This window comes from Paenibacillus spongiae (assembly GCF_024734895.1).
In the GTDB taxonomy this organism is placed as follows: domain Bacteria; phylum Bacillota; class Bacilli; order Paenibacillales; family Paenibacillaceae; genus Paenibacillus_Z; species Paenibacillus_Z spongiae.
On sequence record NZ_CP091430.1, the window covers coordinates 797,001 to 813,988 of the forward strand.

A 16,988-nucleotide genomic window follows, 5' to 3' on the forward strand; every position below is an offset into this window, starting at 1 on the left:
GGAGATCGCTGACAGTATAAAGTCCGTATTCTAGGAGGATTCAGCGATGAAATCATTACTGTTTACGTTACGTAAGCAATGGCAATATCATGTTTTGTTAATCCCCGCAGTTGTCGTGATATTTATATTCAATTACATCCCTCTATATGGACTTGTCATTGCATTTCAAAGATACAATCCGTCCATGGGCTTTAAGTCTCCTTGGGTCGGTCTCGACAATTTTATACGTGTGTTTAGCCAGCCCAACTTTGTACAGACAATTTGGAACACTTTATTCATAGCAGGGTTCCAAATTATAGGTGGTATTATTGTGCCTGTTGTGTTTTCACTCCTGCTCAACGAGGTGCGTAAAGTTTCGGCAAAGCGTGTTTTTCAAACAGTTATCTATTTGCCTTATTTTCTGTCTTGGGTTATCCTGGCAGGCGTTATGATTGATATTCTAAGTCGTGGGGGGATCATGAATACTTTCCTGTCTTTATTTGACATAGGGCCTATTTCATTTTTAGGTGACCCGAAAACATTTCGATGGACGATGATTGTCTCAGAGATATGGAAAAGCTTTGGTTTCGGAACTGTTATTTTTCTGGCAGCGCTGACCAGTATAGACCCCGGTCTGTATGAATCAGCTATCGTGGACGGGGCAAAACGATGGAAGCAGACATGGTACATCACCATTCCTTCGATCATGCCCATAATTGTTCTGATGACCATTCTATCACTGGGAAACATATTGAACGCTGGTTTTGATCAGATTTACAACCTATACTCACCGATCGTTTATTCTACTGGTGATATCATTGACACCTATGTGTACCGTTTGGGTATCCAGCAGGCTCAGTATTCAGTCGGTACGGCGGTTGGAATGTTCAAGTCCTTGATTGCAGCCTTTATGATTTCGATGTCCTATTATCTTGCTGACAGGTTTGCCGGTTACAGGGTATTATAGTTGTTTGTCTATTCATAGGATTTTGAAAATGGGGGGATTTAAGACATGGTGTATTTTCGATCACCGGCTCGTACAGCTTTTGTTGTGTTTAATACGATCTTTTTATCTCTTACAGCTATTGCATGTATTATACCTTTCATTCATCTTTTGGCCATATCATTCAGTGGATCTTCCGCTGTTGCAGCTGGCAGGGTTGTTTTCTGGCCTGTGGACTTTACGATCGTATCGTATGAATTCGCCTTCCGGGGTGGTAAGTTTTTACCAGCTTTGTGGGTAAGCATTTGGCGGGTGTTGCTTGGTGTGATCGTAAACCTTGTGCTGATTGTTATAACCGCCTATCCTCTCTCAAAGAATAAGGACAAGGTTTTCGGGCGCAATATATATATGATGTACTTTGTCGTAACAATAATTATTAATGGGGGTTTGATCCCTACATATATAGTAGTCACAAAACTTGGGCTTTTGAATAGTATATGGGCGTTGGTTCTGCCTGGAGCGCTGCCAATATTCAGCATGATCATAATGATGAACTTTATGAGAGGCCTGCCGGAAGAAATAGAGCAGGCTGCGATGATCGATGGTGCCGGAGTGTTTGCTACCTTGTTCCGTGTTATGCTGCCATTGTTGACTCCAGCGTTGGCGACAGTAGGTCTGTTTTCAGTCGTTAATCACTGGAACGATTGGTTTAGTGGATTGATTTACATGCAAGACAGCAAAAATTATCCTTTGCAGACTTATTTGCATACGCTGATCATTAATTTTGAAGAAGTCATACGTATGGCTCAGGGCGACACTGCTAAGATTCTTGCTTACATGAATGTCCGCACAGGCCGGGCGGCTCAGTTGTTCCTTGCAACAATACCTATCTTGATGGTTTACCCATTCATCCAGAAATATTTCACTACAGGATTAGTCCTTGGAAGTGTTAAGGGCTAAATTGTGTAAACTGGTACTAGTGATACAAAGACATGCCTTATTAGTAATATTTTTCCTTTGAAGGATACTAAGTTGTCCGCCGCCGCATTATTTGGCGGGAAAAGGATAGGGATTCGGCATTCGGTTTGGCGAAGCCAAACCGAGAAAAATACCGACAATAGCCTAATCTCTTCTGTACAATGACGGAGGATTAGGCTATTTTTGTTTATAAAAAAGGAAGATGCTTCCGACCCTTAGGCGAGGACGCTCGGGTTCTTTACTTTTCCAGATGTGTTAAACTTACCATGTAAGTATTATCCAAATAAGCAGATGAAACATGCTTATATACAACAAAAACTAGTTAGAGATAAAATCCCTCAAATCATTGAAGCAAACGGAAAATCGTCGCGTAATCGCGGGGGCGAATTGTCAAGAGTCAAGTAAAATAATGACCCAGGAGGGGTGTAACGTTTGAAAATAAAATATCGTATCGAAGATAATGTTCTTATGTCTAGCCTTAAAAAGGAATATGGGATACAGGCAGAAAGCATCCATTTCATTCCAGTCGGGGATTCGGCTTATTCTTACTGGGTGAATTGTGGGAACGGGGAACGGTACTATCTAAAATTATTTAATTATCAAAATGATAGACAAAGAAGAAGTATTGAACGGCTGCAGCATTACTTACCCCTCACGTGGAGCATGTATCATAATAAGCTTTTTCAAAATCTTACATTCCCAATAAAAACACTCATGGGAGAGTTTGAAATTCATGTCGGAAACATAACCATCGTCTTATTTAATTTTATCGAAGGAGAGACATTGGCGGACGCATACCCTTTTTCGAAGGATATCCTTATAGAAATTGCTAGATCAGTGGCTTCAATTCATCGGATGACACCCTACATTGACCATACCATGCTGCTAACCGAAACATTTGATGATGGTGCTTGAAAATACGATAAATTTTGAAAATGATATCAAACAGGCTATGCGAGAACATGTTTTGGAAAAGAAAGAGCAGATATTTCTTCTTATGAATGATGTTCGTAGACTGCGCAGCCTAGCAATTACTGATTCTAAAGAAAGAGTATTATGTCACGGTGACATTTGGGGAGGGAATTTGATTCGTCATCAAAATCAGCTGTATTTTCTTGATTGGGAATCAGCGATTCTTGCACCTCCTGAATATGATTTAGTTGGCTATGATGACGGAGGCGGATTTCGAGCGTTGGATCGATGCGGCTTATTTCTACATGCTGTCGGATTTCGTGGTTGCGGTTACGTTGGCGGAGGCGTATATCGCACAAGAAGTAGCCGACAAATGGATCACAAGCGGCAAAGAACTGAAAATGTCGGCGGGCTGGAGCTGTTACTGCTGGCTTCTGGGCAGGATGCTCCCGAACGAACGAAATATGCGATGAATCAATTTATTTACACGGTGGGCGTATCCTATGTGCCGCTTCATGATCTGGCGATCGAGACCGCGAAGGCGGTAGGTCCGGTCGAAGTCAATAAGGACAAGCCCAAAAGCAAGTTTCTGAACGCTTCCAAAGGCCATTCAGCCAGACCGGAGCAGGCAGTGCCTGTGCTGACGGAACAAGAGGTTTACGCCTATACGGCTGCAAGACGAAGCTCCGGACTATGGATTGGTCTCGGCGTTTTTCTCTGCGCAAGCGGGTGGCGCTGCTGCTTGTTCTTGATACCCTATTCGAAAATAATACGATGATGTCGAATAACGGTTCGATGGACATGGGCACGATGATGCTGGGGCTGGTCGGAATGTTCATGCTGTTCACCGTGGCAGTCGGGATGTTCATTCACAGCGGAATAAAGCTTGCGGGCTTCAAGAGTCTGGAGCAAGGTTTTCAGTTGCCATATGCGCTAAAAATGGAGCTTCAGCGCAGCCAAGTCCTTTACGCACCAACTTATCGCTTTTCTCTAATCACGGGCGTCTGCCTGCGCGTGCTGTCGCCCGCCTTGATCTTCGCGGCTGCATATGTCAACGATGACTTCACTCCTTTTGGAGTTGTGCTTCAAAGCCACATTACCAGATGCATCAAAGGCTCAAGCAATCATATGCTTGGGCCTAATTTTTTTGTGTGTTTACATTCCGATAATCGATCTTTACATAAACTTCATTGCAGTCTTACATTAAGTTAACCTATTGAATATGGGAATAACGTACAATTTATTTTGTACGAAAAGAGAATTCGGGTTGTTTTAAATAAATTGTAGCAAGTATTTAATGAAAATTGAACAAAATATAAGGTGATTCCATGCATGAAAATCGCTGTTTGAGCCAAATCTTGCTATCTCGAAAGAGTTGAAGCGAACATTCGCTTTCAATATGCTAGTTGGTTTTCCGAAGGGATGTGAGTATATTCATAGGACTCATTTGTTTCCATGACATAACAACGTACAAGTTAAGATGAAAAAATAGTAGAAATGAGGATTGGCTAATGAACAACGAACGAAACCAAACCATGCTGCGTCTAATCGGTTGTTTAGCGTTAGGCATGATGTTGATTTTCAACGCAGCATCTTTCATGCCTGTTGCCGAAGCAGCTTCCGGGCAGACGTTAACTCTGGACAAGCTTCACTACCTCAAAGGGGAAGCCATCACGCTTTCTTACACAGGTGCCGGCGCAAGCGGGACGGATTGGATCGGAATCTACAAAACCGGAGATGTTCCTCCAGGTGCCGGAGCATCGTTGAGATGGAGTTATTTAAAGACTGGAGACGGGAAAGTTAGTGTAAGCAATGGGCTGGCCCCAGGTACGTATGATGCGCTGTTCATGCTCGATGACGGGTATGAGATCGTGGATCGCAAGACATTCGAAGTCGTTGATCGCGTCTCTGTTACCGGGGTGACGCTGGATCAGCAGAACGTCATCATGACGGAAGGCGAAACGATCACATTGACGGCAACGGTTGCGCCGGCTAATGCGAACGATCCTCAAGTTTCGTGGACAAGCAGCGATTCTGCTGTATTATCTGTAACTGCAGCAGGCGGCAGCGCTTCGCTGATTGGCCTTAGTCCCGGGACGGCGACAGTAACGGTCACAACGGCTGACGGCAATTTTACAGCTGCTGCCAATGTGACGGTAGAGGCCGATTTGGCGCTGCAAAGCATTATTGAAAGCGCTCAGGCTAAGTACGATGCAGCAGTGGAAGGTAACGAGGACGGTCTGTACGCAGCTGGCTCCAAAGCGCAATTGCAGTCGGCTATCGCCGCAGCCAATGAGACAGCAAACGATGCGGACGCTGCCGAGGAGCAGGTGAAAAGTGCGAAAGCGGCATTGAAAGCAGCTATTCAACGGTTTAACAAGCAGCAAATCAGCGCAGATATCAATGGAGACGGAAGAATCTCGGTTGGAGACGTGGCGATTGTTGCAGGAGGATATGGCAAGCAACCCGATCAAGCGGGCTGGAATGAAAAAATCGATGTGAATCATGACGGCAAGGTTGATCTTGCAGACCTTCAAATCGTAGCAAAAGCGACTAAGAAATAAATATGGAGGTTTCACTCTAATGAAAAGAATGTTATCCTTTACGCTCGCATTAGCGATGATAGTCGTTATGCTATCGCCTGCCGCAAGCGCAGAAGTCCTCAACACAAATGCAGACTCCCTCATGGCATCGTTTAAATTCGACAATGACTTGAAGAACGATGTTGATCAAGAGGATTTGATTGCAAAAGGAAATTATAGCTTTGTAGACGGTGTATGGCCTGGAACAAAAGCGCTGCACATAGAAAGTGGAAACGGCAATTATGTCGGTACGAAGCAAAGCTTGAAATTTGGTGATGATAGTTTTACCGTATCCTTCTGGTATAAGGGGGACACGAATGATAATCAGGTCATCTTATCCAATAAGGATTTCAGTAACGGCTCTAACGCAGGCTGGGCGATTCATACTTCAGCGAATTCGATCAAAATGAATTTGGGCTTCCCGACCGCAAAAGACAAGAACATTACTTTCGGACGCAACACATTCAATGCTTCCGATTGGCGTCATGTCACCTATGTAGTAGACCGAGAAAAAATGCTCGCATCGATGTATATCGATGGTTACGAAATGGCTCAAACGACGCTGAAGCTCGGCTCGTTGGATACGTCGAACCCATTGAATATCGGATCTGACGGATTGGGCAACCTTGGCGGTAATGCATTCGATATCGCGGAGCTGAAGATCTGGAAAGACGCATTCAGCAGCGATGTAGTGAAAGAGCATTATACTAGTTATGGTGTAAATAAAGTAGATTTGACCGCACTTAACGACGCAGTAGCAGAAGCCAATGCAATCATTACAGGCGGCCTCGGCAATGGCTACAGCCAAACTGATTTCGATTATTTGAACAAGGTGTTTACGACCGCAAGTACGGTTTCAACATCGCAAAACGAGAAATTATATACACAGGAAACGATCCATTACTACGAACGTGAACTAAACAACGCAATCTTTATCTATCAAAAAAGCAACAAAACATCAACCCCGGCTGATTTGAACATGATTGTGGACAGCGACACGGAAATCAGCGCTAACCCTGCTGCCGTCGAGCGCGTGGAAAAAGGCTTTAGAAAAGAGCTGGAATTATTCCCGCAAGCGGACGTTCTGTTTATTCCCGGCGACGTTACCGGCGGTAACAATGCGAACGAATATGTGTGGATGAATGAGCTGACAGGCGTCTACAATAAACTTGCGGATGAAGGCCTATTTGACCGTACGAAGCTGTTAATGATTCGAGGCAACCATGATATGGGCGGCGCAGAAAAATTTATTCCTGTCGGTTCGGCGGGCGCGTGGAACGAAACTACGCAAACATATGATAACAATTTCTTTAAAGATGCTTATCGGGTCAATGTAAAAGGATTTAATTTTGTAGGCTTTGACGGAAACTATGATGACAACAACACGTCTGGAAAAGCCAAAAACTTCCTTGACCAAATTACAAAAGAACCGGATTACGATCCAGCAAAACCGATCTTTGTCTCTTCTCACTTCCCTGTAAGCGGAACAGTGTGGTCCTCGGCATGGAGCAGCGGGGCAAGTAATAATGTAGGCAAATATATTGCGGACAATCATTTGTCGCAAGTATTCTATATGTCCGGTCATACGCATTACGACCCGACTGACGAACGTTCTATCTATCAAGGTGCGGCTACGTTTTTCGAAGCCGGCGGAACGTCATATTCCAGCTATATTGATGGCGGTCCGTACGGCGGCTATATTGAAGGCGCGTATATCAATTACAAAGTCACACCTCGCATCGCGAATTTCTTAGAGGTGTACGGTTCGAAGATTATTATCAAACAGTATAATTTGAGCACCGAACAATTTGTAGGCGTACCTTTTGTAGCAACTGTTGGCGAAGGCAAGGATGCCTTTACGTACAACAAGAGCGATACAAAAGAACTCATCGCGCCGCAATTTGATGAGGGTATTACGATCAAATCCTTCGAAAACAACGAACTTACTTTTACAATGAAGCAAGCGACTGACAATGTTCGTGTGTTGGAATACAATGTTCAGCTGATCAACAAGCTGACGGGAGAAGTGGACAAATCGTTCAACAGTCTTTCGCTGCCGATGGACCAGCCATTCGATGAATATCGAGAATACAAGCTGACTGGCTTGTCGCCGATTACTCCGTATACACTGCGAGTATTCGCTGCGGATTCCATGTATAACCGTTCGTCGCAGGACGTTGACATTACGCCTCAAGGGGTTAATTTAGAGAGCATCACGGCACCTGCTGACAAAACGGGTGCGGCAGTCGGAGCGGCGAAGACGGCAGACGCTCTTGGTTTGCCGAAAACGGTGAAATTGGTTACCGATGGCGGCGATGGCGATGCCAAAGTGACATGGGATGTAGAGTCTTCGAAATATGATCCTGCTTTAATGACTGTACAGACTTTCACTGTAAACGGAACGGTAACTTTGCCGGTTGGAGTGGCAAATCCGAATAACGTACCTTTGATAACAAGCATTAAAGTAACGGTTGAAAAGATCCCGCAGTCGCAAATGACGGCAACGGCGACAAGTGAGGAAATAGTTGAAGAAAATAATTCAGCATCCCTGGCGATTGACGGAAATTCGCAAACTTTCTGGCATACAAAGTGGGATAAATCGGATGTACTTCCTCAATCGATCACTTTGGACCTCGGGGGAACTTACAACATTAGTAAGTTGACGTATTTGCCGCGAGCGTCTGCGCTTAATGGGGTTATTACGACTTATAATATCTATGTAAGTACGGATGGAGTGACCTTTACCAAGGTTGCAAGCGGAGATTGGGCAAAGGACAATGCGGAGAAAGCAGCGACTTTTGATCCGACAGATGCATCATTTATCAAGCTCGAAGCAACGGCAGGTGCTAATGGTTGGGCATCGGCTGCAGAGATCAACGTATTTTTGGAACCGGGTCCTTCTGAAAAACCGCACGCGGTTATTACCGGACTGGAACAGGTGAAAGCTGGCGAAGCGTTCGATCTGACGATGGAACTGAACGGCGATATGAAAAACGAGCACCAGTCGGTGTTTTCCCAAGAGTTTACGCTTCACTATGATCCGACGATGCTGCATCTTGATTCGATTACATCACTGAAAGACGGATTCCAAGTCATCGATCAATCGGAGACAGTGCCGGGACAAATCTGGGTTACGGCTGCCAGCTTGGGTGTGAATGTGCCTGCCCAAGGCGAAATGCTAGCTTTTAAATTTATGGCTAAAGCTGGAGCGCAAGCTTCTGCTAAGACGACTGTATCGATCGATAATGTTGTAATTGCAAACGAACAGGGGAAAGAGCTGCAGGTAGCCGGTGCCTCCCATGAGGTAACCGTGTCAGAGGAAGGCGGTCAAGTTGGCACAATTCCTGCCGTACCTACAGGTTTGAAAGCGACAGCAGCAAGTATGTCGCAAATCAACGTAACATGGAACCATTCAGCAGACGCAACAGGTTATGACTTGATGGTGGATGGAGTTATTCAAACGGATATTGCAAATCCATTCACACATACAGGTCTTGCAGCAAACACAAGCCACACCTATAAGGTGAGAGCTAAAAATTCGGCAGGAGCTAGTGAATGGAGCACACCGGTAACGGTAAGCACTCAGAGCTATACGCCGTCGATGCCGACGCCAGAACCAACACCTGAGCCTAAGCCTGAACCAACACCAGAACCAACGCCAGAACCAACAGATCATATATTCAACAGCAATATTATTAATGCAGCAAACTTAATTGATGCGATTAAGTCCAGGGTAGAGGAAGCCAAGAAATCTAATGATAAGATTGACCTGGCTGACTTGAAAGGACACTGGGCTGAAAAGACCCTTGCTACGTTTGTGAAACTGCAAGTGATCGTTGGGTTTGAGGATGGCATGTTCCGTCCGAACAGTCCAATCACACGCGCTGAGTTTGCAGCGATCATCGCTCGCGTCTTCGATATCAACGGCGGCGGCGCTCAAGATGCGGCTGTACTGAGCGACATTAACAGTCATTGGGCTAAAAACGCGATTAATAACCTTGCAAGTGCAGGCGTTATTAACGGATACGGTGACGGAACGTTCAAGCCGAACAAAACGATCAGCCGCGAAGAAATGGTCATCATTCTGTCCCGTATTGTCAGCTTGAATGAAGTTGACAAAGATGATTCCAAAGGCAACTTCACGGATATGTCAAGCGCGAGCTCCTTTGCCATGAATCAAATTAAGGATGCGGCACAAGCTGGCATCATTAGCGGCAAGCCAAATGGGATATTTGATCCGAAAGGCAGCTCCACACGTGCTGAGGCTATGACGATCATTCTGAATGCATTGAACCTTAATGATCCAATTAAAACACTCTTGAACAGCTTGAACTAATCCTCACCTGTTGAGGAGGTAAGATTTAACAAGCAAAGGTACAGCTCATCCGGATTTTTGTGGGAGCTGTACCTTTTTATGTATAATGAAAGTGCCATGTGCCAACCCTTTGAAAGACGACGTTTCATAAAGCGTCGTCTTTTTCATGCTATTTTTACGAGCATTTGGGATGAAAAGTTTGTCACTTATGTGTTAGAAGCATCCTAATCGGCTTCCTGTAAAGCTTTATTGACCGTTTGTCACGTTATCCTTATCGACAGTACGATTGCAACGCGCAATGTTCTGTCCTAATTGTGCAAAAAGATGACGCAACTGTTCAAAGCTTTTTGAAGCCGTATTTTGTACAATGAAGACAAGCCGCATTTAGGCATACAGCTGTAGTATGTATGTGGAAATATTATCTAGTAATTGGAGGGTGTCAAGTGACGGATTATCCTTATCGCAACGCGTCGCTGCCGACGGCAGAACGGGTGAATGATCTTCTCCGCCGAATGACGACCGCCGAGAAAATCGGTCAGCTCGTTCAGTTGTTCGGCTGGCATGCTTATACTCGGACTGACGGTAAATTGCATATAGACGACAAGTTTGCACAACAGATCGAGAAAGGCGAGGTTGGCGCCTTCTACGGCTTCCTGCGGGCCGATCCGTGGACAGGCGTTACGCTGGAGACGGGGATGCAGCCCGGCGAGAGCGCCGAAGCGGTGAATATGGTTCAGCGGATCGCGGTTGAACAATCGCGGCTCGGCATTCCGATTCTGTTCGGGGAAGAGTGCGCCCACGGCCATATGTCGATCGGCGGCACGGTATTCCCGGTGCCGATCGCTTCGGCCAGCACGTGGAATCCGGCATTGTTCCAGCAGGCGAATGCGGCTGTAGCCGACGAGACGCGCGCGCGCGGCGGCGCAGCGACCTATTCGCCGATTCTTGACGTCTTGCGCGATCCCCGCTGGGGCCGCACCGAGGAGACGTTCGGTGAAGATGCGTACCTGTGCGGTGAGATGGGCGCAGCGGCCGTTCGCGGCATGCAAGGCCAGATTCCGGAGCGCGGCATCGCGGCGACGGTCAAGCATTTCGTCGGCTATGGCGCCTCTCACGGCGGACGCAACGGCGCTCCGGCTCCGCTAGGTCCGATCGAGCTGCGGGAGAAGGATCTGTATCCGTTCGAGAAAGCGGTGGAAGCAGGCGCCATGTCGCTCATGACGGCATACAACGATGTCGATGGCGTGCCGTGCACGTCCAACCGCAAGCTGCTGACCGATATTTTGCGGGATGAATGGGGCTTCGACGGTTTCGTCATTACCGACGCAGGAGCGCTTGGCATGCTTGCGGGCGGCCATCGCGTGGCGGCAAACTATGAAGAAGCGGCCAAGCAGGCGCTTGAAGCGGGCGTCGATATGGAAATGTGCGGGGAAGTATTCCAGGGCCACCTGATGAACGCCATCGAGTCGGGCCAAGTGTCTATCGACGTGGTGGATCAGGCGGCCGCCCGCAATCTGAACATAAAGTTCCGCTTGGGTCTGTTCGAGAATCCGTATGCAAACCCAGAGCGGGCGGAAGAAATCGTCGGCTCGTCGGCACATCGCAGCATTGCGCGGGAACTGGCCGAGGAAGGCATCGTGCTGCTGAATAACCGCAATCAGCTGCTTCCGCTGTCCAGATCGCTGAAGAGCATCGCGGTTATCGGGCCGAACGCGTCCAATAGGTACAATCAGCTTGGCGACTACACCTCGCCGCAGCCGCCTGAAGCGATTGTAACGGTGTTGAAGGGCATCCGCGAAAAAGCGGGCGCGGAAATCGATGTTCGTTATGCCGAAGGCTGCCGCATTCTGGGCGATGACCGTTCCGGCTTCGCCGCAGCGGTCGAGACGGCGCGCGGCGCCGATGTAGCGGTCGTCGTGGTCGGCGGATCGAGCGCCCGCCAGTTCGGCGACAACACGATCGACCAGGTGACCGGTGCCAATCTGATCGCGGAGGGCGACTCCGACATGGATACCGGCGAGGGCATCGACCGCATCAACCTTACCCTGTCGGGCGTCCAGCTTGATCTGGTTAAAGCGGTGCATGAATCGGGCACGCCGGTTGTCGTCATCTACATCAACGGCCGTCCGGTCAGCGAGCCGTGGATTGCCGACCATATCGATTCCGTGCTTGAAGCGTGGTACCCGGGACAGGAAGGCGGCCATGCGATTGCCGATGTACTGTTTGGCGACATCAACCCTTCGGGCAAAATGCCGCTTTCCGTACCGAAGCATGTCGGACAGCTGCCGGTGTACTATCAGGTTCGTCGCACCAACGGCAGACGTTACCTGGAGATGGACAACGAGCCGCTTTACCGGTTCGGCCACGGGCTGAGCTATACGACCTTCGAATATTCGAACCTGACAGTCGAGCCGGCGCAAATTCCGGCTGACGGCGAAGCGACGCTGTCCGTCGAAGTGAAGAATACGGGCGGCATGGCCGGCAAGGAAGTCGTGCAGTTGTATGTCCGCGACGAAGTCGGTTCGGTGACGCGTCCTGTAATGGAGCTGAAAGGCTTCGACAAAATCGCGCTGGAGCCGGGGCAGGCGACAACCGTCAGCTTCACAATCGGCAAGGATCAATTGCAGCTCGTGAACCGGGAGCTGAAGCGCGTCGTGGAGCCGGGCGAGTTCAAGCTGTTGGTTGGCGGCAATTCAGCCGACTTGCTTGAAGTGCCTTTCACTGTGATGAAATAGAAAGATAATTAAGAAGAGATAGGAAGAAGGAGTGCGAGAGATGACGAATCCTGCTAACTTTACAATTTACGCAATCCAGCATTCTCACACCGATATCGGGTATACCGAGCGTCAGGAGAAAATCTGTCAATACCACGTCGATTTCATTCGTCAAGCGCTGGGCATTATTCGTGAAGTTCGTGCCGGCAGCCGCCCGGAATGGCAAGGATACAAATGGGTGTGCGAAACGTTCTGGCCGGTTGAGACGTTCTTGGCCAGAGCGACGGAAGAAGAGCGCGAAGAACTGGCGGATGCGTTCCGCAACGGCGATTTCGGCCTGTCCGGCACGTACCTTAACATGAGTGAATTGGTCGGCAAGGAACTGCTTGATTCCATGCTGGGCCGGATCCGCGACTATGCGAAGTCGATCGACGTCAAGCTGGAGTCGGCGATGACGGCCGACATTACCGGCTTTAGCTGGGGCTACGGGCAATCGCTCCACGAAATGGGCATCCGCAATATGATCACATGTATTCATACGCATCACTCCATGTTTCCGCTGCGCAAGAAGCAAACGCCATTCTGGTGGGAGACGCAGAAGGGCGACCGCATCCTGATCTGGAACGGGGAGCACTATGTATTCGGCAATGATCTCGGCATTCAGCCGGGTCTGGGCGGCAATTATACGATCCGTGACGGCATGGATACGTCCAAAGGCGTAACGTTTGAAATGGCCGAAATCCGGATTAACCGCTATATCGACCGTTTGAAAGCGGACGGCTTCAAGTTTCCGTTCTTCCCGGCCATGCTGTCGGGTCTGCCGACGGATAACAGCTCGCCGAACCCGGAAATGATGGATTTTGTGAACAAGTGGAACGAGAAGCATGGCGACAACATCCGCATTCAACCGGCGACGCTGGACGATTTCTTCGCCGAAGTACGGAAGTACGCGGACGACATCCCGGTACACCGCGGCGATTGGCCGGACTGGTGGACAGACGGCACCGGCTCGACGCCGATGCATGTGCAAGTATTCCGCGAAGCTCAGCGCGTCTACGAGAAAGTAAGACGTCTGGATCCGGCCTTTGAAATCGTACCTCAAGAACGGATCAAGCAAATGGAAAACGAACTCATGCTGTTCGCTGAGCACACTTGGGGCTACCACTCCTCCGTATCGGAGCCATGGAACCCGTTCGTGCAAGAGCTGGGCGTGCGCAAGGATGCTTTTGCCGCCAATGCGAGCACGCTGGCTCATTCGGCGCTTTATGATATTCTGGAAGCAAAAGGCGATGCGCTGCTGGCGCCGAATCGTCCGATGCGCTTCCAAATCCGCAACCCGTACTCCTTCGTACAGGAGGATTATGCCCACTTCATTATGGAGTTCTGGCACTTGGAAGAAATCAAGAACGGGTTCGAGGTTTATGACGAAGCCAGCGGCGAAGTATATCCAGCCCAGCTTCGCGTAGCTCACCGCGGCGCTATCGTCACCGTACCGGTTACGCTGCAGCCGGGCGAAGAGCGCATGATGCGCATTCGCCCCGTTGAGAAGCCGAACACCCGTACCGCGCACAGCACAGATTTGCTCGGCGCGGACGGCATCGTCGATATTGCGGATCCACAGGACACTTCCGCAATTAAAGTGACGTATACGACGCTTGAAACGCCGTTCGTGCGTTTGGAATGGAATCTGGGCGACGGCATCGTTTCCTGGAAAGACAAGAAGACGGGCGAAGAATTGCTGCGCGCCGACCGCAATCACAATGCGTTTACGCCGGTTTACGATGTGACGAAATCGGCCAAAGTCGAGGAAATGACCAATAACCGCCGTAAAATGGGCCGCAACCGCAAAGGGCCGCACGCACTCATTTCCGTCGGCAAGCTGACGCAGGTTGAGGTGGCTGATAAGGGCGATCTGTACGCAAGCGTACGCTTTACCTATGAAGTGGACGGCTGCCAGCACTACTCGCTGCTCGTGACCGCCTATGCGGATAAGCCGCGTTTGGACGTTGCAGTGCGGATGCACAAGAACAGCGTATGGGATCCGGAAAACATCTACGTCTCCATCCCGTTCGGCGGATCGATCGAAGCCGGCAAGCGGGAGCTGTGGGTTGATAAGCTGCAAGCGCCGACCCGTCTGCGCATTGATCAGCTTCCGGGCAGCTTGATTGACTACTACTGCCTTGGCGAAGGAGCGGTTTATACCGAAGGCGGCAGCGGTGTAGCCATCGCTATGCCGGACACGCCGCTCATTCAACTGGGCTCGCTGAAGCACGAGTTCCGTATGCTGCAAGATGACGAAGGCATGAAGGATGATCCGGCTCATCTGTACTCGTGGCCGATGAACAACTACTGGGAGACGAACTTCCGCGCGACGCTAGGCGGCTTCTACGAATTTCGTTACCTCGTTTCCTGGGGCGAAGCGTTCGGACAACCGGATGCGGCGCTGGAAGCATGCCGCAGCATGAATGCTGGCGTGCTGGCTTGGCGGGTCAAGGAATAATCCTTGATCCGGCCTTGCTGGTCTGATCATAGCAGCTTCTGTTCATTCGGGAGCGGGATCGGCGAGATAATTGGGGCCATCCTACCAGTCAGGTGGAGTGCTATTCACTGTTAGTGTGGGATGGAAAATAAAAACGAGAAGTAACGGTGGCTAACCCTCTCTGTCGAAAGCGGAGAGGGTTTTTTTTTTGTAATTTCATTTTCCTATGTTTAAAGGGAGGCAGGCCAGGCACATTATATTAATAGATAGATTTGTGCGCAACTGGATACTCGACACTTGTTAAGTATATAGTATAGATAGCATAAGCACGGACGGCGCTGAGTAATAGCAAACAGTGCCTGCGAGCGGCATTCATGCTCCTGCGCCAGCGGTCGGAATTATAATTTTTCGGGAGCTGAGCTCAGAAAGACGGAGGGTAACGAGAAGAAGATGAAATTTTTAGGATTACGCAATTTAATTCTATACAGCATCATTATAGGAGGGGTCACAGGGCTTCTGACATGGAGTTTTTTAGCTGTGACTTCTTTAACGACTCGCTTCCTATGGGATTATTTGCCTCGCTCGATCGATGTTGGATATTGGACCTTGATCGTGTGTATAGTTGGAGGAGTTTTGGTAGGTTTATGTCAAAAGTACTTTGGCAGTTACCCGCGTAAAATGGAGGATGTAGTAGCGGAATTCAAGGAAACAAAACGAATTGATTATCGTTCAGGATATAAGAGCGCAATAACCGCGCTGTGCGTTCTTTCATTTGGAGCCAGTCTTGGTCCAGAGGCGGCTTTGGTTGGCATTGTAGGAGGTCTTTCTACATGGGCAGGCGATGTTATTAAATCTTTAGTTAAGAAAAAAGCTATAGAAAATGAATATGGAGAAATCATAATCGAGTATAGCATTGAAGCTACGGTCGGCATGATTTTTAGAGCGCCGCTTCTTGGAGCTAATACATTCTTTGAAGATAGGAAAGATTCTCGGCGTATAAAGTCGATAAAAATACTTGTATATTCAATAACGACTGCTGCAGGATTTGGTGTCTTTTTACTATTGTCCAAAATCGATAACAGGCATTTTTCTATAGCTGATTTCGGTCAGGCGACGATAGGCAAACATGAAATAGTAGCTATAATCCCGCTTATACTTGCAGGAGTATTGCTGGCAAAATTGTATGAGTTCTTTGGATACATTTTGCATAAGATGCTTAAACCGCTTGAGAATTATAAAGTAATTAAAGCCGTTACTGGCGGATTAGTTCTGGGAGTAATAGGTACTATTCTTCCTATTACTTTATTCTCAGGGGAGCATCAGCTAACGGAAGTAGCATCAGAGTGGACGGAGATGTCGATTTATCTCTTATTGATAATAGGCATTGTAAAGTTATTCTTAACGGAATTTTGTTTAGCCTCCGGTTGGCGCGGAGGACATATCTTTCCTATTATTTTCGCAGGGGTAAGCATAGGATATGGAATTGCATTGTTATTTTCATTAGATCCGGTAACCTCCATTGCCGTGATCACCACTTCACTCACAAGCGGAGTGCTCAAAAAGCCAATAGCTGTTGTATTTATTTTAATCATGATATTCCCGGTAAAGCTTATTATACCACTGCTATTAGCAGCATATTTGCCAATGTATCTATTGAAGATCAAATGGAGATAACTCGAATCTGGGTTCGTTGAGCAGTAAGATCAAGTTCAGCCAGTATATTGCGATTGGCGGACATTCATAATGGATCAACCAGTCCATTCAGCAGGTCCGCTAAGTGTTGTCCGCAAGATTTCAGTTAACAGGATAATAGAGGTTTGGCGAGTAAACGGGAATACTCAAATCTATATATTTCTTAATTATTATAGCTCATGCCGTTTAGGCATGAGCTATTAACTCTTTTCAGAGAAGTGATGCAACGAGTGGAGAACTCCGTTGATTTTATAATTGCTAGTTATAGCATACCAGTCTTACACTATGTTTTTGACGGCAGATGCTCGTTTACAATAAATACAAGGAATTCCAGTGGATTGGAGGGGTATAGGACTCTAGAAATAGAGAGTTCGATTGATAGAAATAAAAATAG

9 protein-coding genes and 2 pseudogenes are annotated in these 16,988 nt (G+C 48.0%); all 11 read left to right on the forward strand.

Annotated elements, in window-relative coordinates:
• Nucleotides 1-46 precede the first annotated feature (46 nt).
• Nucleotides 47-946: an ABC transporter permease gene (locus L1F29_RS03490; RefSeq protein ID WP_258387005.1), complete on the forward strand. Its 900-nt coding sequence runs from the start codon at nt 47-49 to the stop codon at nt 944-946.
• A gap of 45 nt (nt 947-991) precedes the next feature.
• Nucleotides 992-1,882 (forward strand): carbohydrate ABC transporter permease, encoded by an 891-nt coding sequence (locus L1F29_RS03495; protein ID WP_258387006.1) that lies wholly within the window; start codon nt 992-994, stop codon nt 1,880-1,882.
• 450 nt (nt 1,883-2,332) lie between these two features.
• Nucleotides 2,333-2,815 carry a protein kinase family protein gene (locus tag L1F29_RS03500; protein WP_258387007.1) on the forward strand — a complete coding sequence of 161 codons (483 nt, stop codon included), beginning with the start codon at nt 2,333-2,335 and terminating at the stop codon, nt 2,813-2,815.
• 82 nt (nt 2,816-2,897) lie between these two features.
• Nucleotides 2,898-3,002, forward strand: a pseudogene (locus tag L1F29_RS34315) (phosphotransferase); the annotation flags it as partial.
• 67 nt (nt 3,003-3,069) lie between these two features.
• Nucleotides 3,070-3,590: pseudogene (locus tag L1F29_RS03505) on the forward strand (hypothetical protein); the annotation flags it as partial.
• Nucleotides 3,506-4,024 carry a hypothetical protein gene (locus L1F29_RS03510; protein WP_258389908.1) on the forward strand — a complete coding sequence of 173 codons (519 nt, stop codon included), beginning with the start codon at nt 3,506-3,508 and terminating at the stop codon, nt 4,022-4,024. The pseudogene L1F29_RS03505 and the gene L1F29_RS03510, both read left to right, overlap by 85 nt.
• 299 nt (nt 4,025-4,323) lie before the next feature.
• Entirely contained in the window at nt 4,324-5,376 is a 1,053-nt protein-coding gene (locus L1F29_RS03515; RefSeq protein WP_258387008.1) for an Ig-like domain-containing protein, read from the forward strand.
• 19 nt (nt 5,377-5,395) lie between these two features.
• Nucleotides 5,396-9,730 (forward strand): S-layer homology domain-containing protein, encoded by a 4,335-nt coding sequence (locus L1F29_RS03520; protein ID WP_258387009.1) that lies wholly within the window; start codon nt 5,396-5,398, stop codon nt 9,728-9,730.
• Nucleotides 9,731-10,221: 491 nt separating this feature from the next.
• Nucleotides 10,222-12,444, forward strand: coding sequence for a glycoside hydrolase family 3 N-terminal domain-containing protein (locus L1F29_RS03525; protein WP_258389597.1), 2,223 nt, complete (start codon nt 10,222-10,224; stop codon nt 12,442-12,444).
• A 40-nt stretch (nt 12,445-12,484) separates the two neighbouring features.
• Entirely contained in the window at nt 12,485-14,923 is a 2,439-nt protein-coding gene (locus L1F29_RS03530) for a glycoside hydrolase family 38 N-terminal domain-containing protein (protein ID WP_258387010.1), read from the forward strand.
• 429 nt (nt 14,924-15,352) lie between these two features.
• On the forward strand, nt 15,353-16,576 hold the full coding sequence (locus tag L1F29_RS03535; protein WP_258387011.1) for a chloride channel protein: 1,224 nt from the start codon (nt 15,353-15,355) through the stop codon (nt 16,574-16,576).
• Nucleotides 16,577-16,988: the final 412 nt, after the last annotated feature.